Source organism: Paenibacillus luteus (assembly GCF_006542765.1).
In the GTDB taxonomy this organism is placed as follows: domain Bacteria; phylum Bacillota; class Bacilli; order Paenibacillales; family Paenibacillaceae; genus Pristimantibacillus; species Pristimantibacillus luteus.
This window is the reverse complement of sequence record NZ_SKCD01000036.1, coordinates 16,366-41,725: the sequence shown is the minus strand read 5'-3', so window position 1 is coordinate 41,725 and position 25,360 is coordinate 16,366. Positions and strand designations below refer to the sequence as shown.

25 protein-coding genes and 3 pseudogenes are annotated in these 25,360 nt (G+C 46.7%); 6 read left to right on the top strand and 22 right to left on the bottom strand.

Features of this window, described 5'->3' with window-relative positions; translation table 11 throughout:
• Position 1 precedes the first annotated feature (1 nt).
• Positions 2 to 1,975 (bottom strand): ABC transporter substrate-binding protein, encoded by a 1,974-nt coding sequence (locus tag E0496_RS25045; RefSeq protein ID WP_241674981.1) that lies wholly within the window; start codon positions 1,973 to 1,975, stop codon positions 2 to 4.
• Between E0496_RS25045 and E0496_RS37265 the strand changes: the two are divergent.
• Both E0496_RS37265 and E0496_RS36975 read left to right on the top strand, forming a co-directional pair.
• A pseudogene (locus E0496_RS37265) lies at positions 1,953 to 2,345 on the top strand (YiaA/YiaB family inner membrane protein); the annotation flags it as partial. The gene E0496_RS25045 and the pseudogene E0496_RS37265 overlap by 23 nt on opposite strands.
• Before the next feature lie 84 nt (positions 2,346 to 2,429).
• Complete coding sequence (locus E0496_RS36975; protein ID WP_274382333.1) at positions 2,430 to 2,630, top strand: YiaA/YiaB family inner membrane protein; 201 nt, start codon at positions 2,430 to 2,432, stop codon at positions 2,628 to 2,630.
• 133 nt (positions 2,631 to 2,763) lie between these two features.
• Here E0496_RS36975 and E0496_RS25035 read toward each other — a convergent pair whose 3' ends face one another.
• The 7 genes from E0496_RS25035 to abc-f form a co-directional block, all read right to left on the bottom strand.
• Positions 2,764 to 4,218 carry an ABC transporter substrate-binding protein gene (locus tag E0496_RS25035; RefSeq protein ID WP_141504482.1) on the bottom strand — a complete coding sequence of 485 codons (1,455 nt, stop codon included), beginning with the start codon at positions 4,216 to 4,218 and terminating at the stop codon, positions 2,764 to 2,766.
• Between the two features lie 110 nt (positions 4,219 to 4,328).
• Complete coding sequence (locus E0496_RS25030) at positions 4,329 to 5,201, bottom strand: carbohydrate ABC transporter permease (protein ID WP_141504481.1); 873 nt, start codon at positions 5,199 to 5,201, stop codon at positions 4,329 to 4,331.
• Positions 5,198 to 6,121, bottom strand: a complete 924-nt coding sequence (locus E0496_RS25025) for a carbohydrate ABC transporter permease (protein ID WP_141504480.1) — start codon at positions 6,119 to 6,121, stop codon at positions 5,198 to 5,200. Before E0496_RS25025 ends, E0496_RS25030 begins: the two co-directional genes overlap by 4 nt.
• Positions 6,122 to 6,226: 105 nt before the next feature.
• Entirely contained in the window at positions 6,227 to 7,564 is a 1,338-nt protein-coding gene (locus E0496_RS25020; RefSeq protein WP_141504479.1) for a response regulator, read from the bottom strand.
• 31 nt (positions 7,565 to 7,595) lie between these two features.
• The gene (locus E0496_RS25015; protein ID WP_141504478.1) at positions 7,596 to 9,398 is read right to left on the bottom strand and encodes a sensor histidine kinase; all 1,803 of its coding nucleotides are present in this window, start codon (positions 9,396 to 9,398) and stop codon (positions 7,596 to 7,598) included.
• Positions 9,399 to 9,655: 257 nt separating this feature from the next.
• Positions 9,656 to 10,672, bottom strand: a complete 1,017-nt coding sequence (locus E0496_RS25010) for an HD-GYP domain-containing protein (RefSeq protein WP_141504490.1) — start codon at positions 10,670 to 10,672, stop codon at positions 9,656 to 9,658.
• Positions 10,673 to 10,780: 108 nt separating this feature from the next.
• Positions 10,781 to 12,718 (bottom strand): ribosomal protection-like ABC-F family protein, encoded by a 1,938-nt coding sequence (gene abc-f / locus E0496_RS25005; protein ID WP_141504477.1) that lies wholly within the window; start codon positions 12,716 to 12,718, stop codon positions 10,781 to 10,783.
• A 15-nt stretch (positions 12,719 to 12,733) separates the two neighbouring features.
• Between abc-f and E0496_RS35675 the strand changes: the two genes are divergently transcribed.
• Entirely contained in the window at positions 12,734 to 12,883 is a 150-nt protein-coding gene (locus E0496_RS35675) for a hypothetical protein (RefSeq protein ID WP_161601560.1), read from the top strand.
• Positions 12,884 to 12,922: 39 nt separating this feature from the next.
• Here the strand turns inward: E0496_RS35675 and E0496_RS35920 are convergent, their stop codons facing one another.
• The 4 genes and pseudogenes from E0496_RS35920 to E0496_RS24990 form a co-directional block, all read right to left on the bottom strand.
• On the bottom strand, positions 12,923 to 13,066 hold the full coding sequence (locus E0496_RS35920; RefSeq protein ID WP_175598117.1) for a hypothetical protein: 144 nt from the start codon (positions 13,064 to 13,066) through the stop codon (positions 12,923 to 12,925).
• Positions 13,067 to 13,167: 101 nt separating this feature from the next.
• Positions 13,168 to 14,718: an SMI1/KNR4 family protein gene (locus E0496_RS25000; protein ID WP_241674979.1), complete on the bottom strand. Its 1,551-nt coding sequence runs from the start codon at positions 14,716 to 14,718 to the stop codon at positions 13,168 to 13,170.
• 238 nt (positions 14,719 to 14,956) lie between these two features.
• Positions 14,957 to 15,688, bottom strand: a pseudogene (locus tag E0496_RS24995) (FAD-dependent oxidoreductase).
• Positions 15,654 to 15,977 carry a hypothetical protein gene (locus E0496_RS24990; RefSeq protein WP_206669853.1) on the bottom strand — a complete coding sequence of 108 codons (324 nt, stop codon included), beginning with the start codon at positions 15,975 to 15,977 and terminating at the stop codon, positions 15,654 to 15,656. The pseudogene E0496_RS24995 and the gene E0496_RS24990 overlap by 35 nt, the downstream one beginning before the upstream one ends.
• Before the next feature lie 150 nt (positions 15,978 to 16,127).
• Here E0496_RS24990 and E0496_RS24985 point away from each other — a divergent pair, with 150 nt between their 5' ends.
• A complete protein-coding gene (locus tag E0496_RS24985; protein ID WP_141504475.1) occupies positions 16,128 to 16,616 on the top strand; it encodes an LURP-one-related/scramblase family protein in 489 nt (162 codons plus the stop codon).
• A gap of 149 nt (positions 16,617 to 16,765) precedes the next feature.
• Complete coding sequence (locus tag E0496_RS24980) at positions 16,766 to 17,296, top strand: superoxide dismutase family protein (protein WP_141504474.1); 531 nt, start codon at positions 16,766 to 16,768, stop codon at positions 17,294 to 17,296.
• Positions 17,297 to 18,294: 998 nt separating this feature from the next.
• On the opposite strand, the gene E0496_RS36265 is transcribed toward E0496_RS24980, so the two are convergent.
• From E0496_RS36265 to E0496_RS24935, 10 genes and pseudogenes are all read right to left on the bottom strand, one after another.
• The gene (locus E0496_RS36265) at positions 18,295 to 18,654 is read right to left on the bottom strand and encodes a hypothetical protein (protein ID WP_206669852.1); all 360 of its coding nucleotides are present in this window, start codon (positions 18,652 to 18,654) and stop codon (positions 18,295 to 18,297) included.
• Between the two features lie 308 nt (positions 18,655 to 18,962).
• Complete coding sequence (locus E0496_RS36970; protein ID WP_277755886.1) at positions 18,963 to 19,064, bottom strand: tyrosine-type recombinase/integrase; 102 nt, start codon at positions 19,062 to 19,064, stop codon at positions 18,963 to 18,965.
• A 112-nt stretch (positions 19,065 to 19,176) separates the two neighbouring features.
• A complete protein-coding gene (locus E0496_RS36965) occupies positions 19,177 to 19,710 on the bottom strand; it encodes a tyrosine-type recombinase/integrase (RefSeq protein WP_277755885.1) in 534 nt (177 codons plus the stop codon).
• A gap of 371 nt (positions 19,711 to 20,081) precedes the next feature.
• A complete protein-coding gene (locus E0496_RS24965) occupies positions 20,082 to 20,384 on the bottom strand; it encodes a hypothetical protein (RefSeq protein ID WP_141504473.1) in 303 nt (100 codons plus the stop codon).
• Between the two features lie 66 nt (positions 20,385 to 20,450).
• On the bottom strand, positions 20,451 to 20,945 hold the full coding sequence (locus E0496_RS24960) for a DUF2716 domain-containing protein (RefSeq protein ID WP_141504472.1): 495 nt from the start codon (positions 20,943 to 20,945) through the stop codon (positions 20,451 to 20,453).
• 176 nt (positions 20,946 to 21,121) lie between these two features.
• Positions 21,122 to 21,622: a hypothetical protein gene (locus E0496_RS24955; RefSeq protein ID WP_141504471.1), complete on the bottom strand. Its 501-nt coding sequence runs from the start codon at positions 21,620 to 21,622 to the stop codon at positions 21,122 to 21,124.
• 178 nt (positions 21,623 to 21,800) lie between these two features.
• The gene (locus E0496_RS24950; protein ID WP_141504470.1) at positions 21,801 to 22,376 is read right to left on the bottom strand and encodes a hypothetical protein; all 576 of its coding nucleotides are present in this window, start codon (positions 22,374 to 22,376) and stop codon (positions 21,801 to 21,803) included.
• Positions 22,377 to 22,876: 500 nt separating this feature from the next.
• A pseudogene (locus E0496_RS36680) lies at positions 22,877 to 23,097 on the bottom strand (NADPH-dependent oxidoreductase); the annotation flags it as partial.
• A gap of 58 nt (positions 23,098 to 23,155) precedes the next feature.
• Positions 23,156 to 24,259 carry a Gfo/Idh/MocA family protein gene (locus E0496_RS24940; RefSeq protein WP_141504469.1) on the bottom strand — a complete coding sequence of 368 codons (1,104 nt, stop codon included), beginning with the start codon at positions 24,257 to 24,259 and terminating at the stop codon, positions 23,156 to 23,158.
• Positions 24,252 to 25,037: a sugar phosphate isomerase/epimerase family protein gene (locus E0496_RS24935; protein ID WP_141504468.1), complete on the bottom strand. Its 786-nt coding sequence runs from the start codon at positions 25,035 to 25,037 to the stop codon at positions 24,252 to 24,254. Before E0496_RS24935 ends, E0496_RS24940 begins: the two co-directional genes overlap by 8 nt.
• Before the next feature lie 106 nt (positions 25,038 to 25,143).
• Here E0496_RS24935 and E0496_RS36960 point away from each other — a divergent pair, with 106 nt between their 5' ends.
• The gene (locus E0496_RS36960) at positions 25,144 to 25,266 is read left to right on the top strand and encodes a hypothetical protein (protein WP_277755884.1); all 123 of its coding nucleotides are present in this window, start codon (positions 25,144 to 25,146) and stop codon (positions 25,264 to 25,266) included.
• The last annotated feature ends 94 nt before the right edge of the window (positions 25,267 to 25,360 follow it).

Genomic DNA, 25,360 nt, shown 5'->3' with positions numbered 1-25,360 from the left:
TCTATTTCTCTCCTGTTAGCCATGCCGCCAATTCCTCTGTTTGGGAAAGGGTGGCAATGGGATCAAAATACCAAGAGCGATCATGCGTCCAAATATAAACCCGGTCATTTTTCACTGCATCAAGCAATTTCCAGATCGGGTCTGCTTTCAAATCCGCGAGCGTAAGCGTGTCGGTAGTCAAAACGATGTAATCCCCCGCAAAGTCAGATAATACTTCACCTGATACTTCCACGATCTGTTCTTTCATTAGCTGCTCGGCCACTTTAGCCGGCGGCTTCAGGCCAAGCGCCTGGTAAACGGCTTGTCCGCCTCTGCCAAAGTTATCGCCGAACACCCCCGTGTTCTTGCCCCAATCCTGCATGACGGAAACGGTAGCCTCGCTTGGGATCACACTCTCTACCTTCTGTTTAGCTGAGGCAATGCGTCTGTCATAATCAGCCAGCCAAGCCTCTGCCTCCGTTTCCTTGCCTAGCACTTTCCCGAAAAAAGCAAGCTCTTCATGCGCATTTTTCAATTCCCCATAAGGGACCAATATCGTAGGCGCGATTTTACTAAATTCTGCATACGCCTCTTCATTCCCCGTCACTATCAAATCCGGCTGCAAATCAATGACTTTTTCGAGCGATACACTTTCATATTCCCCGATATTTTCCACGCCGGCAAGCGCCTCCGTAAAATACGGATTTTTCAAATTAAGCTCTGGCGTTCCGACCGGCGTGACCTCCAAAGCAATGAAGCTGCCTAAATATAAATCAACGACGATCCGCTGCGGTTGATCCGGAATTTCGATATCCCCTTTAATTGTAGCAACCATTCTGGTCTGTGCCGGAGCCTCGGTTGCGCTAGCGGTTGCTTGTGCTGCCACGTTGCTTGTCCCCGTGCCCAGATTTCCCGTTGAGCAAGCGCTCATCATTAAGGCAAAACACAATAAAAGCGTGGCTGCCATAGATAATTTCAAACCTTTGTACATGGTCAAGTTTTTCTCTCCTCTTAATTGATAATGATTATCATAACCATCACCATTGTACTTCCGCAGTTTGCCCCGAACAATGGACGATCGGCTCCATCTGTATAGACGATCGGCTTCGTTTCTCTCTTCTCCTTGCTTGTGTCGCCGGAAATGGCCGGGAGATATGCCAGCATGTTTTTTGAAAATCCGGGTGAAATATAAACGGTCGAAATACCCCACGCTTTCGGCAATCTCCTGAATCGTCGCATCGGTTTGCCACAGCAACTCTCTGGCATGATTGATTCTCACTTGAATGACATAATCGATAACGCTGTATCCGGTTTCTTGTTTAAACACCTTCGATAGATTTTTCGCGCTATAATTTAAGCTTTGCGCCAGCTGCTCCAGCGTAATCTGCTCACTGTAATGATCATGAATATACCGCTGGGCTTGTTCGCCAAGCGCTATTTTCACGGGGAAATCCCCATAAAGCTGAAGCTGTCGCATCACCTCATAAACAAACCGTTGGAATAATGCATTCACATGCAGCCGCTCCAAAGATTTTGATACTCGCCATTCTTCCTCCATAACCCTAAGATTCTTAAACAATACAATCGAATTTTGCGGAGCAACTCCGTAGGATCGTGCAAACGGCTTCTGATTCTCAAGCAAAGTTAATATTGCTTGGCTGCAAGGCACTGGAATCGTTGCCTTGTAGAATATGAGATAATATTCGAATTCTTCCTCCGCTATTAAAATATCCAAGCACATGCCCTTGCCTCCATGCAGCAAACGAAACTGATCCGTCGCGTAGGGCTTCCTGTCCAGCAGCACTTGCGCCTGCCCTTTAACCGTGTACAAAAATCCGCTGGCAGGCAGCAAGTACGCGTTTACGTTCTCGCCAGGCTTCAGCCTATGGTGACGAATATCCAGCACTTTACTGGAGGCGTAGTTCCAGCATTTCACATGATCATTCCAATCCATCTTCCGCTCCAACTCCTCAATGCTTGCTTTCCGAATAGACATTATAAAACATATTAATGATAATGATTCTCAATGTCAATTCATTTTTGGTTATCTTCCTAGCACCTGGTACTACAATAAGATGGTACTTACGGGAATAGGAATATGCTGTAAACTAAAGACATCAACAACAACACGGTTCGGGAGGGCTTCACAAATGGAAAAAATGGAAACGATGCATGTTCGCAAACCAGCCAACTTTTACCGCCGCCGCAACACACCAACTTACACCTTCATGGCTTGGGCCGCCTTTCTGCTCGCAGCCGGATTTGAATTCATCGGCATTTATACGCTCAAGCAGCCTATGTCCGTACAAGGCTATTACGCTGTAACCGGCGTTCTCTTAATTATCACTTCGTTCCTACTGCAAAAGGTTGCGCGTGACAATGACGAAGATAAATTTCTTAAAGAATACAACCCAGGCTACAGAAACCGGAACACCAGCGCTTTTACATTCATGGCTTGGGCCGGCTTTATCCTCGCGGTTCTAGCGCAATACATCGGGATTTATGTGCTTGAAGAGCCGCTTTATGTGAAAGGCTATTATGCAATAGCCGGCGCTTTCCTGATTGTCGCTTGCCTTGTTTTGCAAAAAACGATTCGCGATAATGAGGAAGACAGCATTCATACAAGTGCCAATGAGGAGTTTGAAGCGTAGAAAGAGATACAAGAGAACGTATACGCAAAACAAAAATAGGACAGAGCAGCTGTTAAATCCTGCTCTGTCCTATTTTTGTTGAACAGTCTTTCAAGCAAGGTGAGTCACTTGAAAGACTGCCCTTTCCCACCAACTATTCTACTTTAATGGAATCAAAAAATTTCTCTTGTACAACCTTGGCCGATTTGTCTAACAGGCCTTGAAGGTCCGCTCCTTTTGTGGAGAATACCTCCTGCAGGACATTTGTTAATTCCCCGTAATAATCCTGTGTGTTGTATTGCGCTTCCGGTTTGCCGTCAAGCAGGGCATCGGATTCAGCATTGTATTTGTAGACGTTATCGTACTTATCGAAGATCGCTTGCGCTTTTTGTCCGTATTCCGAACTTGGGCTGTAGTAGTTCATTTGCGGCGGAATAAAGAATTTGCCTTCCGTTTGACGTTTTTGAATATCCGTTTCTAGCGATTCTAGACCTTTATCCGTGAAATAATCAAATGTGATGTAACGGAAGGCCATGTCTTGCTCATCCTTCGTTGCATTTGGGTTGATGACCAAGTAATCTCCGCCGAGAACGCCCGTATGCTTGCCGCCTTTCTCAGCTGCTGGCATCGGGAATGTCAGTACATCCTCAGGCTTCAGCCCGCCTTGGTTAAGCGCTTGCTCAAGTACGCCCTCTGCCCCAGCAATAACCATTGCCGTACGGCTTTGGCCGAATGCGCCAACCGCATCTCCCCAACCAAGTGCCCAGTCTTGCGGAATCGCATTCGCTTCCCATCTAAGCTTGTTGTAAAACTCAAGTGCCTTCAAACCTGCTGGAGAGTTAAAAGTTGCCGTTACTTTGCCATCGGCAACATTTTGGACCTCGCCGCCTGCTTCAAACAAGAAATTCGTCCAGTTCCAGCCTGCTTCCGTTCCTTTGCCCATTGGCGCGATGCCTGCGATCCCTTTTTTCGGATCGGCAACCGCTTTAGCCGTGTTGTACATATCGTCCCAAGTCCAGTCGTACGAAGGAACAGGAACGCCCTTCTCATCCAGCAGCTTCTTGTTGACGACTGTAGTCGTTACATAAGCTTTCTGGGAAACGCCGAACACTTTGCCGTCAATGATGAATTGGCTTTGCAATACCGGGTTGATTTGATCTTTGTACGGATAAGCATCCCATAGCTCTGTAATATCAGCTACCCAGCCGCGCTCTTGCAAAAACTTCGCTTCCGTTGCCCAAGTGTTGAAGAAGGTTGGCGCTTCGTTAGCTGCCATTTTGATTCCGATTTCACTTGGGTTGTAGTGCCAGTCGCTCTTCACGATTTCTACGTTCGGATAGACTTCATTGAAACGTTTGATCTTATCGTCTTCCAGCTTGCGGTTTTCCACTTGGTCAGGCAAAGGATAATAGATGCTAATTGTAATTTTTTTGTCTTTAATATCTTCTTTCGGAGGATCCGTTTCCTTGGAACCTGCGTTGTTCGTTGCGGCATTTGTCGGTTTATCGGTTTCCTTCGCATTGCCGCCGTTGTTGCCTCCACTGCAAGCAGCCAAGATGGAGCATAGCATAACCATACAAATCATGACCGCTACATTTTTCTTTAGCATTGATATTCCCCTTCTCATTTCGTATTTTCGCTACATCCTCATCATAAAGGAGGCGTTTTCATACCACGAGGTGTATTCTTATTCCGATCATGTGTATGTCTACGAACTGCTTATCCCTTCACGCCACCGAGTTGTAATCCGCGCATGATGAATTTTTGGAACGTTAGAAAGACAACGATCGGCGGCAGCATGACCATCGTCAGAATCGCAAAACGAATGTTAAGATTCAGCCTTTGCGCGCTGATGACGTATTTGTATACCGCTGTCGCCAGCGGATATTTACTATCGCTGTGCATGACCAGGGATGGCCAAAACCAATCATTCCATGCCGTGGAGAAGACGAATATCGCGAGCGTGGAAAAAATCGGAATCGACAGCGGCAGCACGATGAGGCTGAAACTTTTCCAATCAGACGCTCCATCGATGCGCGCCGCCTCGATCATTTCGTGATGGATGCCATCAAAGAAGTTTTTCAGAAGCAGCAAGTAAAAAGCGCTCGCACCCGCCGGCAGCCAGAACGCGGCATACGTATTGAGCAATCCTAAATCCTTCAGGTTCAGGAAATTCGGGATGATGTACGTGCTTGGCGGGATGAACAGCGTGATCATAAAGAAAAAATAAATGCCGCGCTGGTAAGGCACATTTAGCTTCGACAGGCTGAAAGCCGCTAATCCCAAGACGACCACGGTCATCACCATGTTGCCGCCAAAGATCATAAGCGTGTTTTTCAAAAACAGCGGCAGGTTCATAAACTCCCAGCCCTTGCTGTAATTGTCGAAATGCCATTCGGTAGGGAGCAAGCGCGGCGGAAATGAGTTCGCTTCTACATTAGTCTTTAAGCCATTGAACAAAGCGGTCAATACCGGATAAATCATAGACGCGACCATAACGATAATGACGATAATTGCGATTAGAAAACCAAGCTTATTCGTTTTTTTGCGATAATCGTAGCTGGATAATATGCCTCTCTCCAAGCTTTTCATGATTTGCCAGCCTCCTTGTTGTTCAGCTTGAATTGCACGAGTGCCAATCCGCCCAGAACAAGGAACATCAGCACGCCTAGTGCAGACGCAACACCATAATCCAGCCGCGTGAAAGCGTACTTAACAATAAGCAGCGAGTACGTAAGCGTCGCCTTGTTCGGGCCGCCATCCAGCAAGGCAAGCTGGGACTGAAAGCCTTGGGTAGTAGCGATCAGCTGCAGCAGGAACAACAGCAGCACAAGGCCGCGAATCGAAGGAAGCGTAATATGCCATATCCGGCGGAAGATGCCCGCGCCGTCAATTTCTGCCGCTTCATACCAATCCCTAGGAATACTAAGGACGGCGGCCAAATAAATCAGCATGCCTGACCCGAACTGCTGCCAGGTTTCCATGATGACAAGCGAGATCATCGACCAGCTCCGGTTGGTCAGGAACGCGATTTGGTCGGAGCCTGTCTGCGTCAGCAAGCCGTTAATCGGGCCGACCGGGTCATAGAACCATCTCCATAGCCCATACAGCACAACGGCTGGTATGACATTGGGCAAATACGCCGCTACGCGAACAAAACCTTGAAAACGGCGCAGCTCCGAGATTGCGATGGCGAACAGGATCGGTACCCAAAAACCAATGACGAGACATAAAAACATGTAATAAAGCGTATTTTTCACGCCGATCCATACATCGGGGTCATTAAATATCGTCTTGTAATTTTCTAACCCAACAAACTCGTTTCCTTTGACAAAATCAATCGTGTAAAAGCTGTAAATAATCCCCTTCGTAATCGGCACCCATAAAAATAAAATAAAAATGATGGCTGCCGGCAGCAGAAATAAATAACCTGAGATATGCTTTTTCCACCTGCCAGCCTTCCTCTGTACCTGGGTATCGAGCGGCTCGCCTACTGCAACTGGTTGGTTCATTCGGTTTCCCTCTTTTCTTTTCTATCGCTCTATACCATTTTAGAAGCAAGGGGGCCAGCTGGTAATGTGCATATCTAAGGCAATGATAGCTATTTTTACTTCATCTTATTTCTTGTCATCCTTCTTCAGCTCACTTGGGCTCATGCCATAATATTTCTTGAAAATTTTGCTAAAATGCTCCGGCGATTCATAACCGACCCGCTCTGATATTTCGTATCTCCGCAAATCCGTATGAAGAATAAGCTTCCGGCTCTCCTCCATCCGAAGCTTGATGACGTATTCCCACAGGTTATAGCCGGTATCCTTCTTAAACAAATAGCTCAAGTAATTTGGACTGACATGGTTTTTCTGGGCAACCTCATGCAGCGTCAGTCCCTTCTGGGCAAAATTCCGGTCAATATAGGCCTTGGACTTCTCGACAATCAGGCTGTTTTGCTCGCTGAGTTCCTCCGCCGTCGGGTCCTGCGTGTAGGTGCTCCAATTAAAATCGCCGTAATAAAACACATAATGGTCGCGATGCTCCTTATTCCATAGAATCGCTTTGCGTGCCTGCTCGCCCAGCATTTCCATAAATGCGATGCCGCGCACGATCTGGCTAATGCCGATGACACAGTGCAGCCCTAAATATTTGTGTATATTGTAGTAAAGGCTGCGCCCGATCATATCCAGCTGATTGATTTTGTTGACGCTCGACTCTCCGAATTCACTCTCATCCCATTGAAGGATTACGCTGATTTCCTGGTTAGGGGAATAGAAGGCCGCATGGTTCCATTCTTTGTCTAGAAGCTCATTAGCAATATTCAGAGCGGCATATTGCAGCAGCAGCGCATCCCTCGCCGGAATTTGGCGATCCTTGACCGCGAGATTCAGCCGCAGCTTAATAACCGCAAAGTAAGGGCCAGCCAAGTTAACCGCATAGCGTTCATAGAGCAGCTTCGAAAGCGCAGCCGGTGTCTCCTCCTTGCCGGAGAGCAGCTGGTTAAATAGCTCCGTGCGCCTCGGAAGCGGCTCCTCCATATGAAAATGCTCCTGCAGCTTCGACAGAAATTGATCCTCCGCTGCGGCCGGCTTATCCATTTTGAGCAGCACATTCCTCACCGAGTCGAGAAACTGGTCATTGTTCAGCGGCTTGATCATATAATCCTTCGCGCCAAGTCGGATCGCCATTTGGGCATATTGAAACGTCTCGTATGCGGAAATGATAATCGTCTGGACCCAAGGCTTCAACAGCTTCGCCTGGTGCATGAGCTCAATGCCGTTCATGGAACCCATCTGGATGTCCGTTATAAGCAAATCAATTTCTTCAATTCTTAAATAATCTAGTGCTTCATACCCGCTATGGGCAGTATATACATTAGCCAAGTTGATTCCCGATGCGGACAGCAGGCTGCTTAAGCCTTCACAAATCAATGGCTCGTCATCCACGATCAATATATTGTACATATCGATTCCTCCTCTTTCTCTCTCTTTCCGTTTACAGCGGTTCATCATGGGTCGTTGGCAAAATAATCGTTACTACCGTACCGCCAGCTTCCCCGCGCTTATAGGACATTCCATACATATTGCCAAAATGAAGCTGGATTCTCTGTTGGATGTTGCGAATGCCATACCCCATCGTATGGTCTGGCTTATCGCCGTTAAGCAGCCTCTCAAGCGTGGCATAATCGACTTCCTTATGCCCGTTATCCTCCACTTTAATGGTGACCCTCTCGCCTTCTACGATGGCGGAAATATGAATCTCGCCATCCTCTCCCATAAATTTGACCCCATGGATGATGGCATTTTCAATCAGCGGCTGAAGCGATATTTTCGGAATCAAAATCGTGCGTGCCGCATCCGAAATACTCCAGGTTACCTGAAACTCGTATTTGTAGCGCTTCTGCTGTAGGCTGACATAGGCAGACGCGTGCTCAAGCTCCTCTTCAAGCGGAATAAGCTCTCTTCCTCTGCTTAAGCCGATCTTCATTAGCTTCGATAAGTCCTTGATCATTTCCGCCGATTCCGTATTGCCCTCAAGTGAGCTCTTCCAATAAATGCTCTCCAGCGTATTGTAGAGCAGATGCGGATTAATCTGTTGGTAGAGCAGCTGCAGCTGCGATTCCTTCTGCTTGATGTCCATATGGTACTTGTAATGAATAAGCGCATTCAGCCTGCGGGCCATATCATATAAAGCAGATATAAGCACGCCTACCTCGTCATTCCTTCCTTTCCCAGGCGTCTCCGGCACCAGCTTCCCCGGTTCGTAGGATCGGACAAACTGCGCCAGCCTTTGCAGCGGTGTCATCAGCGAGCGCCAGAAATATACCATCACGACGCAGCCGAACAAAATGTACGCAACGGAAATAAGCTGAATGACGTTTTTGAGCTCACTCTGCTGCTTCAGCAGCGAGCTGACGGGAATTTGATAGATCAGCTTGTGGTCCAGAAGCCGATTGTAATTGACCACATAAATATAATCCGACGTCATGATGTCAAAACTGCCCTCGGCCTCCATCTCCTCGGCAATCTCCATTTCGGGCGGAAGCTCCAGTACCGTATCCATCAACTTGGAGTCCGTTGCGGCCAAAACGCGGTTCGACCAATCTGTAAACATAATCTTTCCGTCAGGGAGAGAGACGGATCGGAGCGACTCTGCAATTTTCACATCCATTTTGGTTGCAACCAGCACGCCAATGATACCGTTTCCATAAGTAACGTTATTGACGGCGCGTATATAGGCAAGTGTGCTGATTCTCGAGAGGCCAACATTGGAATCAATAATTTCCATATAGCCCTTGCTCTTTAATTTGACAGCGTTATCGAACCATTCCGGCTTCTCCGAATCCGAGAAGAAATAAACGCCGGTCTGCATAAGTTGACGCTTTGGAGCGAAAAAATAATAATCATTCGGATCATAGATGTACAGCGAATAATAAACCGCTTCTCCTCCGTTGAGGGGGATTGAATTGCCTGCCAGCAGCTTGTCGACTTTATCGTATTTGCGCACCCGCTCGATAACCGAATCGCTCTCCAGCGGAATGAGCTGCTGCGTAATCGGGTTTTGAATAATCGTAGTCGTGATTTTGCTAATCGTATCCATATCGCGTTTGATGACGGTGTAGTTTTGCTTGCTCAGCTCGACATAGGCGCTGGTGACATGATTTTTAAGCAAGTGCTCCGCTTTCATGTTGCCATAGGAATGCAATAAAAAAATCGGGCTTACCATAACGAGAAACAATAAAATTAATTGCTGCTTTACGTTCATTTTTGTCATCGGATTGCTGAGACCCGTTCGCATGCTTGCACCTCCGGCTAATAACTGTACTATAGCAAAAATAAGAGCGATTCTGTGTGCTTATTTCTACCCTTTTCAAGTGGCATCGAAAGGCTAATCGTAGAAATGCACATACTTTAAAGAACGGTGAGCTTTAAGGTCAAGCATGTCCCTGAAAGGCTGAAATGCCTTCTTCAAAGAAAACGAATACCGTCACCCGATGCACAAAAAATGCCGCTAATCAACATAATGTTGGTCAGCGGCACTTTATAGCATTTATGTTAAGCAATGATGGATTTGATGTGAATATCCCGCTCCAAGCTTAAATCGAGGAAATAGTCGGCCAGCTTAATGAGAGGCGTCTCGATATTATGCGGATTGATATAAACAACCTCGCCTTCCCGCCCATCCGTAAGCAGCACTTGCTTGCCTACTAGCCGCTTCATCATATTTTCGATAAATAAAGAGATGATATGCGGGTCCAGCGCCCCGAACCGTCCTTGACTCATTTGGCTAACAATTTCATGGAAGGATAGAGGCTCATGATAAGGGCGTCTCGACGACATCGCATGAAAAATATCGGCTACCGCTACAATCGAGCTGAAGACGTCTATATTTTCTTTTTTCAAGCCAAGCGGATAGCCCTTGCCATCGACACGTTCGTGATGCTGAAGCGCCACCCGGGCAATTCGCATGCTCAGCCCTGTCGTTCCTTTAAGCAGCTCGTAGCCCAAAATCGTATGTTTCTTGATTAATTGGAACTCCACCTCGCTAAGCTTGCCCGGTTTGTTGAGAACCTCAAGCGGAAGCTTGATTTTGCCCACATCGTGCAGCGTTGCTGCCAAGGACAAGATCGACAGCTCGGAGTCGTCGAGGTTCATCCATCTTCCGATGAGCGTGGAAATGACACCTACGCCAACGTTGTGCTGGTACACGTAATCGTCCTTCGCCTTCACCGCCTCAAACAACTCGAAGATATCGGGATTTTTGGAGAGCTGCAATATGGCAGGCAGCACTTCGTTACGAATCTCCATCAACGGAACCTTTCTTGATACCAAGATCGATTCGAACAGTTCCTTTGATATCGTAACCGTCTGCTGCACCAGTTCGCCCAGTTGAATGCTATTTTCCGCGACAGGCTTCTGATCCTCCGCAAGAGAGAGAGAATACAAATCTATCCGATGGTTAATTAATATGTTTAGGGACTCACGGGTGAGGACAGAGTCAGCTGGAACAATGGTAACGCCGTATGCGTTCAAAATATCATGCTTCATCCTTTTTCCGATCAACTGCTCCATCATTCCACTCCCTCGCACTAAATGTTTCCAACATTTAGTTTACCATAACTTAATCAGGAAGTAAGCGATTATATAAGAAATTACTATATTTAATAGAGAAAGCAACCATTAACTTTCAGATAATTCAAGCCAGCGCTCCAGTACCCCGTTGAGCTGCTGCTGCAGCTGTTCGTTCGCGCTCCAAAGCTCTGTTAGCCATTCATTATCACCATCTGCTGCAGCTTGCTCGATCTGCTTGCTCGAAACCGCTAACTCTGCCTCCAGAAAAGCGATTTCGCTTTCCAATTGTGCGGGTGTACGGAGCTTTTCCCGTTCCTTGAGCGTGAGTTCCTTCGATTTTGCAGGTGGTTTGGGCTTATGCTCCCGCAGCTCGAGCGGACTGGCAATGGGCGCAGCGCTCGGTACCATTATTTGCGCAGTCGTCGCTTTCGCTTTGTAGTCATCGTAACTTCCTAAATAGGAATGAACCGTTCCGTTCTTCAGTTCCCACACCCGCGCCGCAAGCCGATTAATAAAATAACGGTCATGCGAGATAGCCAGTACCGTGCCTTCGAACTGCTCCAGCGCCTCCTCTAACGCTTCGCGCGAGCTGACATCCAAATGATTTGTCGGTTCATCCAGAAGCAGCAAATTCGGTTTCCTTCGAATGAGCAGCGCTAGGCGCAAACGCGACCATTCTCCTCCCGAGAGGGAATGCAGCGGCTTGAATACCGCCGCGCCATAAAACAAATAAACCGCCAATACCTTTCTAGCCTCGCCTTCCTCGAGAGCTCCCTCTGTGCGGAAGAAATCGAGTACCGACTGCTGCGGATCCGGTATCTGCTCCTCCTGGGCCAAATATCCGATGCTTAGGCGCGCGCCGTGAACCAGTTCTCCCGCGTCCGACTGCAGCTGTCCGAGCAGCAGCTTGAACAAGGTTGTTTTCCCTGATCCATTGTCACCCAGCAGCGCAACCTTCTCTCCATAAAACACGGTGCCCTCGGCATTCTTCAAAATATCCCGGCCGCCGAAGCGCTTATTAACGCCTTGAAAGGTGAGCGCGATCCGACCGGATCGCTCTTCCTGGCTCAACTCGAATCCTGCAGTCCTTCGGTCAAGAACGGGACGCTTTAACAGCTCCAGCTTCTCCATCGCCCTGCGGATCGAGGCGGCCCGCTTAAAAAACTTCTCGTTTCCGCCAATCCGCCCCCACTCTTCCAACTGCTTGATCGTTTCTCTCATCTTCTTGAGCTGCTTCTGCTGCTCTTGAAACTGGGCGAACTGCTGAAGAAGAAGCTCCTCCTTCTCCTTCACAAATCCGCTGTAATTCGTATGGAACGTATGCGCGGCTCCATCCTCAAGCTCAATGGTCTTCGAGCTGACGCGATCAAGAAAATAACGGTCATGCGATATGATGACGCAGGTGCCTTCGTATTGGAGGAGGAATTTCTCCAGCCAGTCAAGGCCTTTTAAATCCAAATGATTCGTCGGCTCGTCAAGCAACAGCAACGCTGGCCGTTTGATGAGCTGAGATGCCAGCGCAATCCTTGTTTTCTCCCCGCCTGAGAGGCTGCTGAAGCTGCGTGCATAATAGGAACGATCGATCTGCAGGCCTGTTGCTACCTGATCAATCGCGGCATCCATTTCGTAGCCGCCGCTTTGCTCGAATTTATTTTGTAAAAGGGAGTAGGCGCCCAGCAAGCGCTCCAAAGCGATGGAGTTGGCTGACATTTCCGAACTCGACATCCGCTGCTCCATCACTTCCATTTGCTGCTTGCAGGCCATTAGCTCCTGAAAGCCATAAGCCAGAACACTATAAACCGTCAGCTCATCGAAGGCAGCCGGAATTTGCGGAAGATAGCCGATCGCCAGATCCTTCTGAACGGTCAGCAACCCTTCGTCTACTTTCTCCTCGCCGGCGATAAGGCGAAGCAAGCTTGATTTGCCGCTCCCGTTGCGGCCGATAAGACCGATCCTCTCCCCTGTGTGGATTTGCATGGTAAGACCATCAAACAAGAGATGGGCTGCGTGGTATTTCTTAATATCCTGTATATTAACAATAATCATAATAGGAGCCTCCTGATGGATGAAGACCCTAACTTTGATACGCGTACGCAAATGAGCGTTGCCGCCCACAGCGGCAAATCATTCGTATGGCTTGGTGATAGAAAAACAGGTGCAAGCGATTCATGGTCCGTGTTTTTCTATGCAAAAAAAGAGCCGCAGCAATAAAGCCTGCAGCCCTTCGGATGATCCAGCAATCCGTAGCGGTTAAAGTAGGCGTCTTCTCGCGAATGGTTTAATCGTATGAGCTTCATTGGACAGACTGATCCCGTTCGCGGAAAATGCATGAACAATGCCAGCCATAGCAATCGGCAGCTGGCTAATACGGTTATTGACCATTTCGTGATTCACCTACTTCACCTCCCTTTACATTCATTCCTATAAAAATAACATAAAAGTGCTTGTTGCTGCAATACCTTATGCGCAGCCCGCTTAGGGTTCGCCAATTCTCATCACCGAATAAAGCTGTGCCATCTTTCGTTTTCTTCATCTGTCATATGGCCGATCATGCTTGAGAAATCGACCTGTTGCTTAAAGCGTTCCTTGAGCAAATCAAACTGTGCGAAGGAGCCCGTGAATTTCTTCAACGAAGCAGAATTAGCTACGATCGCCAAATTTCCGATATCGTCACTGCCGTTAAGCTCCAATGATTTCAATTCGGGAAGCTCCGCTAGGGCAGAGATATCCTTTGCCGCTACCTGCTCCAGCTTCAGCTTTTCCAGCTTCCGATATCCAGACAGAAACCGCAGATCGGCCAAAGCCACATTTTTCAGATGCAAGGACTTCAAGCCGCTAAGCTCTCCCAAAGCCGAGATGCCGGCAAGGGCTTCCTCGTCTGCGCCATCCAGCTCCAGCTCGCGCAATTGTTTTAATTGCGACAAGGAGCGAAGCTGCTCCGCATTTAGGTCAGACAGAGACAAGGAACGAAGGCTCTTCACCTGAACCAGCGGAGCGTAATCGATCACCCGCGTATTCTCCAGACCCAGCTCCTTTAAGCTCGGCAAATCCGAGAGAGGCGAAAGCTCCATGACGTTGGTTTTAGCCAAGAAGAGCTGCTGCAAATGCGGCAATGCGGCAAGCGGTTTGATATCCGCAACAGGGTTGCCGTTCAAATATAGTTTTTTCAGCTGCACGCAGCCGCTTAAAGGAGAAATATCCACCAATTCGTTACCGCTCAACACCAGCTCTCGCAGCTCCTTGCACTGCCCAAGCGGAGCAGCATCCGATAGGCCTTCCCTAATCAAATACAGCTGCTTTGCCTTTAAGAAAGCATCCAAGGACGCGGCTTTTTGGGAAATGAGAGCTCTCCAGCCATCATCCAGCGATTGCTCCCACTGCTCCATCTGGCCCGCTTCGGGTATTACCCGCAGATGGGCATGATACAGCGGCAATGCTAAGGAGCGGACCGCATCCAGAAAGTGCCCCGCTCCCTCTTCGCCGTACATCCAATACACCCACTCCTCCTCATCGTTAACTTTGAACCTGCCTTCTTTTACCGTATCCCGAATGAAACGCAGCATGTCCGAAAGTTGATGCGCAATGACGTATTTGGTTTCTTCGTCGCGGCCAAAGTTAATGACCTGACCCGCGATCCCCTGTTCGGCCGGAGCCATATCGATTCCAAGGTGGTTACCCCCGCCATCCTCGCTAATGGGCAGCCAGCCGCGGTTGATATATCTTTCCTTGATCCAGTCAAGCGGAACGGAATAATGATTATCTTCCTCCCCATACTCCTCCTCCAAATCCGCCCATACCTGCCACTCGGCAGCTAGCTCCTCCAAGCTCAGAAAGCGCAAACCAAAAAACAGTCCCGGGCCCATTCGATCCTCGCCGTTATGGAGCAAATATAGCTCACGCAGCTCCTGCGGAAGCTGGACGCCAAGCTTAGACTCTACACGAGCAATTTTCGCTTCACTGGCAGGTCCCTGTAAAGATGACTCCAATTGCGGAAGGTTATCTTTCAGCAGAGTCAGAATCTCGTTCAAATAGATAGAAATCGTCATTGTAGACACCTTTCCTTTCTTTGGACAAATCCTTAATTACACTGAATGTACCTAAAAAAGGAGACGGAAGCAAGCTCCCGCACAACCGAAAGAAGACGTGTAAGACATAAGTCCTACAGCCTTCTTTTAAAAGTTTTTTGATACGATAGGATGTGCAGATCCCTAGCTTCCTCTTTTTCGAAACAACGATATAGGGCTTGATTCCTATTCTATTTACAGCCCTTCGCTGCTCGCTGTTTTAATTTTCGGTATCAAAAACAATCGCGCCTACGGCCTCGGTTTTCGCAGCTTCCGCGATGCTAGGATACTCGCCAAGCCACGCTCCCTGATCGATCAGCTTCCGCTGCAGCTCACGGATCGGGACCGCACGAAATCCGCTGCCTGCTAAGGATGCCATGGCTGCTGCTACCCCCGCCGCCTGCCCCATGGCAAAGCAGTTCGGCATGACGCGGAGCGAGCCTTGAACCGCGCGATCAGACGAAACCGACCGGCCTGCGACGATGAGGTTCGATTTTCCTTGCGGCAGCATGCACCGATACGGAACGCCATGCGATTTGCCGCGCGGCAAATGCTTTACCTGCATCGTGGTGCCGGCGTTGGCCAAATGAATGTCGATAAAATAGGCATTGCGCGCAATATCGTCCTCGAATGAACGCATGGCCATAAAATCATCGACAACCAGCCGGTAGTCGCCTTAAATTCTTCTTGTTTCGCGAATGCCGATCTGATCACCCGAGTGATCAAGATGAATATGCTCAAAGCCAGGTACATACTTGTGCAAAAATTGGATTTGCTCCTTAATCAATCTGCGCACTTCCATCGCAGCGCGGGTTAAATCCTCTGCTTTCGTACCGTCTATCCCAAAGACATGGCCAAAATTGAAGCCAACCGTCGTTTCCGTAATCCAGGCGAGCCCGGAAATTTTTTTCCGTCCGTCAGGCAGATCGCCAGCGTACAGCTTGTCCTGCATAAGCGGTCGTATCCGATATCCAGAATGGCTCCGCCCGATTAAACCAAAAGGGATCGCTGGCTCCTTCAGCTGTGATTACCCATACGGCATAGGCATTCGCTGGCGCTGTATTTGGCATTATCGCTTGAACCAGCTGATCCTCCGCTTTAATCACTTCAAGGTCCACAGTTGCGTTCGACGGATCCAGCGGCTGCGTGGAGCTTAGCGGCTGCGCTTTGACTTCCACATCCGGTCCACCTAAATTCCCGCCGTAAATGCCTACTGCATCTCCTGCTTCCACCTTCCACATATTTCTAGGAATTTAAGTCGCTCCTAACCCGTGCGTGTCTCTGGCTTTTTGTTTTCATTGCTGACGGTGCTGATGCAGCAGGTGTCCGCAACATTACTTCGCCTGTGGCGTATGTAATAGTATGGAAATAAATTGGAAGGCGGTGCGCAAATGGAGCTTTATTTCAAAGACAATTTTTTCAGTGCCGGGGAAACGCCTATTCTGGATGCTGAAGGGCAATCGATTGGGTCCATTGATTTGCAAAGCATGTTAACGGCAACGCTAACGATATACGGCCCGGATTCTGCCTCTCGATATACTGGAAAATTCCCGTTTTTCTCAAGAAAATGGGAGATAACTGATGCTGGCGGGCATATCGTTGGGGTGCTGCGGAGCAAGCTTACTTTTTTCTGCAAACGTTATGAGTATGATGCGGGCAGTCGCGGCATTTTCTATATTGAATCGCCCGCCTTCTCCTATTCCTATACGATTCTTAACGCAGACGAGAAGGAAATCGCTTCCTTCGAGAAAACAAGCCACTGGCTGCAAGCAGGCGCCTTCTGCTTAAGCAACCACTCCGAAGAACTGGAGAGCTACGAGCTAATTGCAGTCGTCATGGGCGTCCAGAGCATTCAGAAAACAACGAATAACGGAGCTTGAGCTGCTTATCATTATTGAAGCTTTTCCTATTGGACCCAACCCACTTTGTAATATTGGAATTTATTGCATAAAAAATGGAATTTAGCTAATCATAGGGGTAATGTCGCTTTCCAAGCGGCGAAATTTGAATACCCATGTGGGAGGATGTAATGAGAAAAATATTGATGTTCGTCTGCGTGATGTTCCTCGCACCGTTGTATGGGGTTATAAATGCGCAAGCAAGCTCTGAAGCTGGCCAATTGCTCGTTCCGATCATCAACAGTGAAGGCAAGACGATTGGGGCGGCCCAGCTCATCCAGAAAGCAGACAAGGTCCATATTCACCTTGAAGTGGAGAAACTTGCGCCTGGCAAACATGGCGTCCATTTTCATAATGTAGGAAAATGCGATACGCCTGATTTCAAAACGGCCGGCGATCACTTCAATCCGCTGTCCAAGCAGCATGGGTTCAACAACCCAAAAGGTTACCATAGCGGGGATTTGCCTAACATCGAGGTCGGTGCTGACGGAAAAGCGGTCGCCGATATCGCCAGCGCGGATGTCACTCTTCTGCAAGGCAAGGCTAACTCGCTTCTGAAGGAAGGCGGTACAGCCATCGTTATTCATGAGAAAGAAGATGACTACGCTACGGACCCCTCAGGAAACTCTGGCAATCGGATCGCATGCGGGGTTATTAAATAATTTAAGAGCCAGCAGTGTGCTTGATCGTGGCAATTTATCGAGGAAAAGCAGTAGATTAAGATCAAACCGCTCATTTGAGCGGTTTTTTTTATGAGATGATTCCTTGTCCGATCCACGTGTGAGCAGAAAATAAAGGATTCGGCTAGGTCACCGTACCTACAGGCTCCATTAAATAAGTTTTAGACTGAACCTGGAGATTAAAACAAACTGCGCGCATTCTCCACGCTGCCACTTGAGGTTATCACTCCCATGTCTCAACGGGATCTTGTTGTGGATAAATTATCATGCATGATATAATTACAAAAAATGGAAAGAAGGGATATACGATGAACGCAAAAATAAACCTTCGCCACCAACGTTTCAACACATTCCATAATCAACGAGTTGCAGAGTTTCATAAACGTCACGCTACTCAAATCGCGAATGAAATAATGGAAATAGCTTATTAGCGAGATGGGAAAGATTTGTTTATAACACAGCACTGGATATTTTGAAGATATTTAAAAAATAATTCATTTGAGGCTGTTCCTACGCGTGAACTGCACCTCATCAATTAGACAATACAAATAATAAAAACCGTTAAGCGGCCTTAGTCCTGAATTCCATTGGACTGAGGCCGCTTCGTTTTGTAAATCGCAAAGAAGTATATTGAAAGCCTCGGTCACTATGCAGCATGGGTCTACTCCTTGGCGCTGCCTTCACAGCCTTTTTGACGGCGAGGCTGTTGTTATTCTAATGCCCGAACACATTCTTTCGCTTTCTGCTGCGGATCACCGACTGAATGCCTGCTAACTGCATGAGACGTTGGGGATTTGCTTGTGGTTAATTTGCTGCTCCGTTTCTTTGCTTTTCTTACTGAGCTTTAGTTTTATATCTCCTACAAGAATAATATCGACAGAAAAGTCGGAATCACCACGATATCCTAACCGTTAGCTCAACGCGGCTACCGTTTTATTTTGGCAGCCGCGTCCTGTTGTTTGTTACGCTATGGTTCCAAGTTAGCTTAATGAATCATCTTCCTCGAACTTCCCTTCAATTTCTCTTAAATAATTCTTAATCGTTATATATCTTTGCGATCCTAATAATAGTTCACTATATAAATACATGTATTGCAGGTGATTTCTCATATCAAATTTACTCTTGTGAAATTTCAATAAAAGATCTACATAGTCCGTATAGAAGAATAAAACATCCTTTGACCGTTTATTGAACTTAAAGGTATTGAAATAATTTGATAATTCATTTAGTTTCTTTTTAGTATAGACTAAAATACTTTGAATATCTTCTTCCGATAACGATTCATAAGCTTCTGTCCTTGCTTGCCAATGATCTTCGAAGATTTCTTTATTTTCATGCATAATGACATGTATTGGTTTCAGTAATTCTAATTCATGTTTAAGTCGTCGAGTCTTGAATAGGTTTCTGATTTTTTGGAATATGAGACATTCCTCCTAGATAACGTCATAAGATCGCTGTACTCAGCATACTCCCTTCTAATTACGAAGACGAATTTTATTTTGTTCCGCATAACTTGCCCTTTAGTTTAATAACGGATCGTTAAAACACTCCGCTGCTAATACAAGCTAAAAGAATCTGCGGTAAAGTTCTCTCCGACGTTCGCCGCGGAGCTGAGCATAGATTTGCGTGGTTGAAGCTTTTTCATGACCTAACATACTTGGATAAAATCCAGAGGTGCACCGTTATCTAGTAGCTGGCAAGCATAAGTGTGTCTAAATCGGTGCGGTAATAATTTCTCCTCGATCTGCAAGCCGTTTTAAAGCCCATCTAAACGTAGGAATGGCCATACGCTTAATGGGTTGGGTTTCCGTCACGAATAATGCTTTACAGGTATCTTCACGACTGGCAAGATACTTCTTTAGCTATATCTTGCACTCAGTCGTCAAATACACTTCTCTCTGTTTTGAACCCTTGCCATTAACTATCGCAGAGCAATGTTCCCAATTCAGATCCTCAATGTTGATCTTCTCTACCTTCCCAACACGACGCCCAGTACAGTAAAGAAACTCGAGCAGAGCTCTTTCCCTCAATGACTGACAAGAGATCTTCAAGTTGATGACATCTTCTTCAATTAAAAATTTAGGAATGCGCTTATCCAATTTAGGTTCTCTTAATTTTAGTGAAGGATTTGAATTCAGGTAAGCTTCTTCATACGCGTAACGGAAAAGAGAACGAACAAACCGAATACGATGTCCCAGGCTGCTTGGCTTTAAACGATCTGCCTGTTTTGCCAAGTACTCTTTTAACATTGTTAACGTTATCTCAGCTATATCATGGTCACCAAGTTCCGACATCAGCATTCTATGCTGCAGGATATAAGCATTTAATGTTTTCGGACAAAATCCTTGAATACGTTTGTCAGCTTCATAAGACCGCCACAACTCACTTAGATTCATAACAAAACCTCCCATTTAGAAGCTATTAGTTCTAGTTTACTTCTTATGGGAGGTTTTAATCTGATCTTTTTAATGGCGTTATCCGTTAGTTGAACAGACGTAGAGGTTAGTTATCGTTTTTTTTCTTAAAACCTTATAAATAATTACACCAGCCATAATAAGCAAAACAACAATAATTATGGGGAACCACGGGTTCCCTATAACAAAATAACTATCGTGATATTGAAAGTCTTCACTTAAACGATACATAGTCATTCTCCTTGTAGTTTCACTAATCTGCATGTTATTTCAATGAGGCTGCAGTTCAATGCCAGCAACTACGTCCTCGTGTTTGTTAAACTATAGTTCCCCGTTAGTTCAGCTAACTCTAGCTACTCTAAAAGGACAAATGTATTTTCAAGTCCCACCATATCTTTAAGGGTTTTACCCAGTGCATAATGATTCGGTATATCTTTCTTAATAACACAAATAATATTACCCGCCTTACCTTGCGAAAGGTTGGTCAGTTGAAAATACTCCACGTTATCATAGATCAAAGACACCAAATAATCGTAATAGTCATCAGTCTTATAAATAACATTCAAACCAACATTATAAAGCCTAACTTTTGTTCCAATCCATATCTTTTCATCATCACTTATGTTCCGTAGTGGGGTCCAGTTAGCTCTCTCCATAATACAGCTCCTCAAATTCGAGCTATATTCTCCAGTTAAGTTCAAAGATTTTAACTTAGCTGTCCTCTATCCTTGTATAATTACTTTATGAAGCATCAGCGGCTGCGCCTTTGAGAAACAGCTTAAAAGTTTATCCCCATAAATAGTAATGTTATTCTCCCATGGATGACCTAATATCCCCCATGAAAAGTCACTGGCTAGAAAAAAATGATAATCTCCATCCGGATATATTGAAATTATCCATTCTCCATTGTCTACTCTCCAAGGTACATGTCTAGGAAACTCTTTTTGTGCATCTACTATATAGCAATCATGTTGCCAATCTAGAGCGTAAATACGCTCTCCAGGAATTGTGCATTTTTGAAATGCTAAAACAGCTTTTTCTTCGAAATCTTGAATGAATTCTTCCGTATAACAATTAGATATATCATACTGGATAAACGGAGTTGGAATATATGAAGGGAAAATTGATTTACTTGGTCTAGGATGAAATACCTTATTAAATTTTGACCAAACTTCTTTTTCTTCTTCATCAGTTAACAATATCCAACCGTAATCCATTATTATCTCCCTCTCTACAGTTCAACTTATATATAATATTCGGTAAAATAATAACATCACCTTTTGTTGCGTTAAACTGCCCGTTAACGTAATGAAGCAGCCGATCATTGTGGTCGGCTGCTTCCGTGTTTTTATTGAAATCTCGTTTCCCATTTAGCTTAATGAAATAAGAATATTTAGAAGCTTATTGGCGCGTAATAAGCTAGTAATCGTGTTGTCTTTTCTTTATCAGTAAACTTTACTACGAGTTCTGTATCCATTCCTTCGCCAAGTATTTCAATAATTTTACCTGTACCATACTTAGGATGTAGAATTTTTTTATTGATTCCAAGAGATTCAACAAATTGTTTCTTCTCATCAAGAATGTCAACTTCAGGTTCATTTAAATCTTGCTTTAGGTATTCAGGAGGTTGCGGATATTTATTTTCGTCATTGTTGTAATATTCTCCATCATCTCCTTGAACCCGAACATCTATTCTATTTGCAATATCAATCATAAGTCCAATTACCCTTTCGTCAGCACTACTTATCATAAGCCTGCCATCTTTATATTGAAAAGGTACTCCCTTGAATGTGTCTAAGAGATCAGAAACCTTCTCTATGTCTTCAACTGCTATAGGATTTTTTTCACTATATATCCAGTGCTCTGCCTTAGTAATATGGACATCATAACTCATATAACCACTTCCTCAGAATTTAGTTTTTTGTAACATTCTAGTTGTAACTCAATACTTCCTTCAAGGTACACGATTTTTACAAGCCTTATTAAACTAAACTAGCCGTTTGTTGAACGAATAGGCAGCCAATGTCTAGCTGGCTGCCGTAATGCCTTGTGTGCTATAGTCTCCCGTTAGCTTAATCTTTTACCCTCATCTGATACGCATACTTCTCTGGATTTTCTACATACCAACTAAGAGGAATACAGTCCTTCACATCAATCGAAAGTATAAACTCATTCTCAGCGTAAATCCGCAGATTGCCGCTTCCAAAAGGCCAGTCTGATATAAAATCGATGTAATACTCCTTCTTACTAGATGAAATGGTATTTCCCCATCTCCGCGTAACTCGTACAATACCCTCTGGTCCGTATAAAAAACCTTCGCCACTTTCTTTAAAGAGTGCAACTTCAATGACTCCTGTCTCTACATTGGGAAATATTACCGAAACCATTCCAGAAACATAAATATCCCCTTCGACTTCCAGATGCTTCTTTAGTTCTTTATATAGAGACGAGTAACTGTTATAGTTCCCCACTTCTTGACCTACATGTTTTTTTAGTTCCTTATTTAGAGGAGTTTCACATAACACTGCAATCCCCCAAGCTTGAAATGTACACATTCGCTCAATTGGTGAAGAGAAAAATACTTGCGCTTCCGTAAAATCAATATGTTTATCAAAATCGTCATGATTTACTCGAAAATCTATCCGCATAAGGAGACCTCGTCTCATTTTTTATTCAATTGTGGCTATCTAAATAATATCACAACTATAAACGTTTTCATGTTTACTTTTAGCGAAAAAGAGCTACCGACCATTCCATTAACTTGCCCGATAGTTTAAAGCCAGCGCTCCGTTGCACCCCCTGCCTCCTCATTTATGGCGTGGCCTTACAGTGATCTAACGAAGTTTAAGTAGCGGATCTCAGCTACAGCGTCCCACTCGTTTTCCTTACAATCGATATGACCGTAGGAATGGGATAAGGTTTTTGTCATCCGACAGTAATTCCGTACCCATCGGCGGAACCTCCTTTCCGCACGGCGATAAATCGGGGGAAAGTTACTGGACACTGTAAGTGTCGCAACCGAAATATTCCCAGGACTTGCAGGAAAAATGAGTAAACAAATATTCAGAATAAATAGAGATTCACGCACAAAAAAAGACCATTCGAGCTTCAGCAGCTCTAATGGTCTTTTCGCTAACTCACGATTATTACGCAAACTCTTCAAGGCTCCGCTCCACGCGACAACCTGGTTCAACATGGCATTCACATTTTTTAACTGCGCGTCGGTCGGTTTAAACGTTTTGTACTGCTCGAAATCCATAAAGAGCGAAAAGGTTGGATTTGCGCTGACGTCAGCTTCCCCGCAAATGCTCGGCGGCGCGGGCGCCGCCCGCGGAACCGTAAGCTAACAGTTCCGGCCGCCTTATTGTTCTACTCTTTGTAAGCAAGTTAAAAAGTCATTTCAGAAAATTGAATCCCTGCATTGCAGTTATACTTCTAGTTCGGCGTCTGTAAGTCCCGTCGGGAACGGGATTGGTTTCTGGCAAGTGCTTTGCATCGTATAATGAACGCTTTGGGAAGAAGCGTCGAGAATGCCGAACATTGCTTCTAGTACGTGATAGGCCAAGTCGCCGCTCGCGCGGTGGCCGCGACCGGACATAATCGCCTGTGCCATATCTGCGGCGCCGACGCCTCGGGCATTCTCGGTCTTACCATGCGTCAGTGGAATATCCGACCATTCTTCATCGCCCATCCGTCTCAGCTTCACGGGACCGGTAAACGTGTTGGGGTCCGGCACCAGCAGCGTCCCCTCGCTCCCGTACAGCTCGATCCGCGGCAGAATAGAACCGCCGTTGATATCGAAGCTTGTCAGCAGCATCGCCATCGGTCCAGATACAAAATCGAGCACGCCACCGATGTGGGTCGGCGTCTCGACTTTGATCTTCTTCCCGTTAAGCTTCTCGCTTTTGGCGACCCGTTCCGGGAACGAGATCTTCGCTGAACCCGTCACGCGGGAGATAGGACCGAGCAGCGCAACCAGCGCGGTCAAATAATAGGGCCCCATATCGAACAGCGGCCCGCCGCCAGGCTGATAAAAAAAGTCCGGGTTGGGGTGCCAGCTTTCCGGTCCACTACCCATCATGAAAGCGGTTGCGCCGATAGGCGTACCGATCGCGTTCTCTTCGATCAGCTTGATACACGTCTGGATGCCGCCGCCCAGGAAGGTATCCGGCGCGCCGCCGACACGCAGACCTTTGCTTCTCGCCGTCTCAAGTACGCGAATGCCTTCCTCGCGCGTAGCGGCCAGCGGCTTCTCCGTGTAGACGTGCTTTCCCGCTTCCAGCACTTGCATAGCAACCGGCCCATGGGCCTGGGGAATGGTCAGGTTGATGACCATCTGAATGTCCGGATCGGCGAGCAACTCGTCTACCGAACAGCCGCGAACGCCGTATTCTTCTCCCTTGGCTTTGGCGCGCTCCTCGTCCAAATCCGCGCACGCCACGATCTCCATCGATTCGAAGCGCTTCCCGTTATCCATGTAAATCCCGCTTATATTGCCAGTACCGATGATACCGACCTTCAATTTAGCCATGCCGCGCCTCCTCCTCCTTCTTGATCTTCTTCATTAGCCTAACCAAATTGGAGTAACTCGTCTTGACGCATTCTAACGGATCCGTCCTACAGCTATCCTGCTCCACGACGTACCATTCGACGCCCGACTCCTCTCCCCAGCGAATAATCGCATCGAAATCGATCGTCCCTGTGCCGATCTCTGCATAGGCTTGTTCCTCGTCGTCCGTCATATCCTTCATGTGCAGAATCGGGACTCGTCCGGCATAAGGCGCGAGGAATTCGACGGGGTCGTGTCCGCCCTTTTTCAGCCAGTAGACGTCTGGTTCTGCAAGAATGACATTGTCCTCCTCAGGCGCGATCAGGTACGACAGCCCGTCCTTCCCGTCCACCGCCGTTTCGAATTCGAAGGCGTGATTATGATAGCTGATTCGTAACCCCTCGCTTTGCAGACGATCTGCCAACTCGTTGAACCGAAGTTTGAGCATCCGATATCCCGCTTCGTCCCGGTACTCTTCGCCGATTCCGGCACACACGATGTCAGGCGTTCCGAAAAACTTCGCTTCGGCAATCGCACGCTCCGTATCGTTAAGCAGTTCATCCCCGCCGTAATGCAAGCCGGATACGTGAAGCCCCGTTTCCTTCAGCACGGATTTCAGTATGGCTCGATCGTACCCGTAGAATCCGGCAAACTGGACGGCACCGTAACCGATTCGAGCCAGTTCGCGAAGCACTCCGGGAAAGTCAGCGGCACACTGCTCGCGGAGCGTGTATAACTGAACGGATATTTTGTTCTTCACACCTATTTCCTCCCCATTCTCTCTATTCGTCATCAGCTTACACCCTTTAGGAGGTCTGTAGATTAGCCGTTCTGATAACTATTGATTTATTTGGCAAAATATGATTTTGATAAGTATTTTAAAAGCCGTTGTATTTGAGCCAACTGCCGCAAGCGACCGTCCAACTGCGAACATGGACGTCGTCTTCCTCGAGACCAATGCCGTGCCGGCCATGCACGTAGTCATGTAGATCGAACAGGACGCTATGCCTTCGAGGATCCGCAGCAAACTGCATGCTATTCTAGACCGCACCGCTCCGTAGTCGGACGCATGCCAGAGAAAGG

Excerpts from the sequence above, each read along its gene's own strand:
- E0496_RS25030 (WP_141504481.1), bottom strand. The coding sequence starts at position 5,201 with ATGAAAAGCTTGGAGAGAGGCATATTATCCAGCTACGATTATCGCAAA.
- E0496_RS25000 (WP_241674979.1), bottom strand. The coding sequence starts at position 14,718 with ATGACGATTTCTATCTATTTGAACGAGATTCTGACTCTGCTGAAAGAT.
- E0496_RS24985 (WP_141504475.1), top strand. The coding sequence starts at position 16,128 with ATGGAGCTTTATTTCAAAGACAATTTTTTCAGTGCCGGGGAAACGCCT.
- E0496_RS25020 (WP_141504479.1), bottom strand. The coding sequence starts at position 7,564 with ATGTACAATATATTGATCGTGGATGACGAGCCATTGATTTGTGAAGGC.
- E0496_RS35675 (WP_161601560.1), top strand. The coding sequence starts at position 12,734 with ATGGATGAAGACCCTAACTTTGATACGCGTACGCAAATGAGCGTTGCC.
- E0496_RS24950 (WP_141504470.1), bottom strand. The coding sequence starts at position 22,376 with ATGCGGATAGATTTTCGAGTAAATCATGACGATTTTGATAAACATATT.
- E0496_RS25015 (WP_141504478.1), bottom strand. The coding sequence starts at position 9,398 with ATGCGAACGGGTCTCAGCAATCCGATGACAAAAATGAACGTAAAGCAG.
- E0496_RS24980 (WP_141504474.1), top strand. The coding sequence starts at position 16,766 with ATGAGAAAAATATTGATGTTCGTCTGCGTGATGTTCCTCGCACCGTTG.
- E0496_RS36965 (WP_277755885.1), bottom strand. The coding sequence starts at position 19,710 with ATGAATCTAAGTGAGTTGTGGCGGTCTTATGAAGCTGACAAACGTATT.
- E0496_RS25045 (WP_241674981.1), bottom strand. The coding sequence starts at position 1,975 with ATGTCTATTCGGAAAGCAAGCATTGAGGAGTTGGAGCGGAAGATGGAT.
- E0496_RS24955 (WP_141504471.1), bottom strand. The coding sequence starts at position 21,622 with ATGAGTTATGATGTCCATATTACTAAGGCAGAGCACTGGATATATAGT.
- E0496_RS25025 (WP_141504480.1), bottom strand. The coding sequence starts at position 6,121 with ATGAACCAACCAGTTGCAGTAGGCGAGCCGCTCGATACCCAGGTACAG.
- E0496_RS25010 (WP_141504490.1), bottom strand. The coding sequence starts at position 10,672 with ATGGAGCAGTTGATCGGAAAAAGGATGAAGCATGATATTTTGAACGCA.
- E0496_RS24965 (WP_141504473.1), bottom strand. The coding sequence starts at position 20,384 with ATGGAGAGAGCTAACTGGACCCCACTACGGAACATAAGTGATGATGAA.
- E0496_RS25035 (WP_141504482.1), bottom strand. The coding sequence starts at position 4,218 with ATGCTAAAGAAAAATGTAGCGGTCATGATTTGTATGGTTATGCTATGC.
- E0496_RS24940 (WP_141504469.1), bottom strand. The coding sequence starts at position 24,259 with ATGGCTAAATTGAAGGTCGGTATCATCGGTACTGGCAATATAAGCGGG.
- abc-f (WP_141504477.1), bottom strand. The coding sequence starts at position 12,718 with ATGATTATTGTTAATATACAGGATATTAAGAAATACCACGCAGCCCAT.
- E0496_RS24990 (WP_206669853.1), bottom strand. The coding sequence starts at position 15,977 with ATGTGGAAGGTGGAAGCAGGAGATGCAGTAGGCATTTACGGCGGGAAT.
- E0496_RS24960 (WP_141504472.1), bottom strand. The coding sequence starts at position 20,945 with ATGGATTACGGTTGGATATTGTTAACTGATGAAGAAGAAAAAGAAGTT.
- E0496_RS36975 (WP_274382333.1), top strand. The coding sequence starts at position 2,430 with ATGGCTTGGGCCGGCTTTATCCTCGCGGTTCTAGCGCAATACATCGGG.
- E0496_RS36265 (WP_206669852.1), bottom strand. The coding sequence starts at position 18,654 with ATGCATGAAAATAAAGAAATCTTCGAAGATCATTGGCAAGCAAGGACA.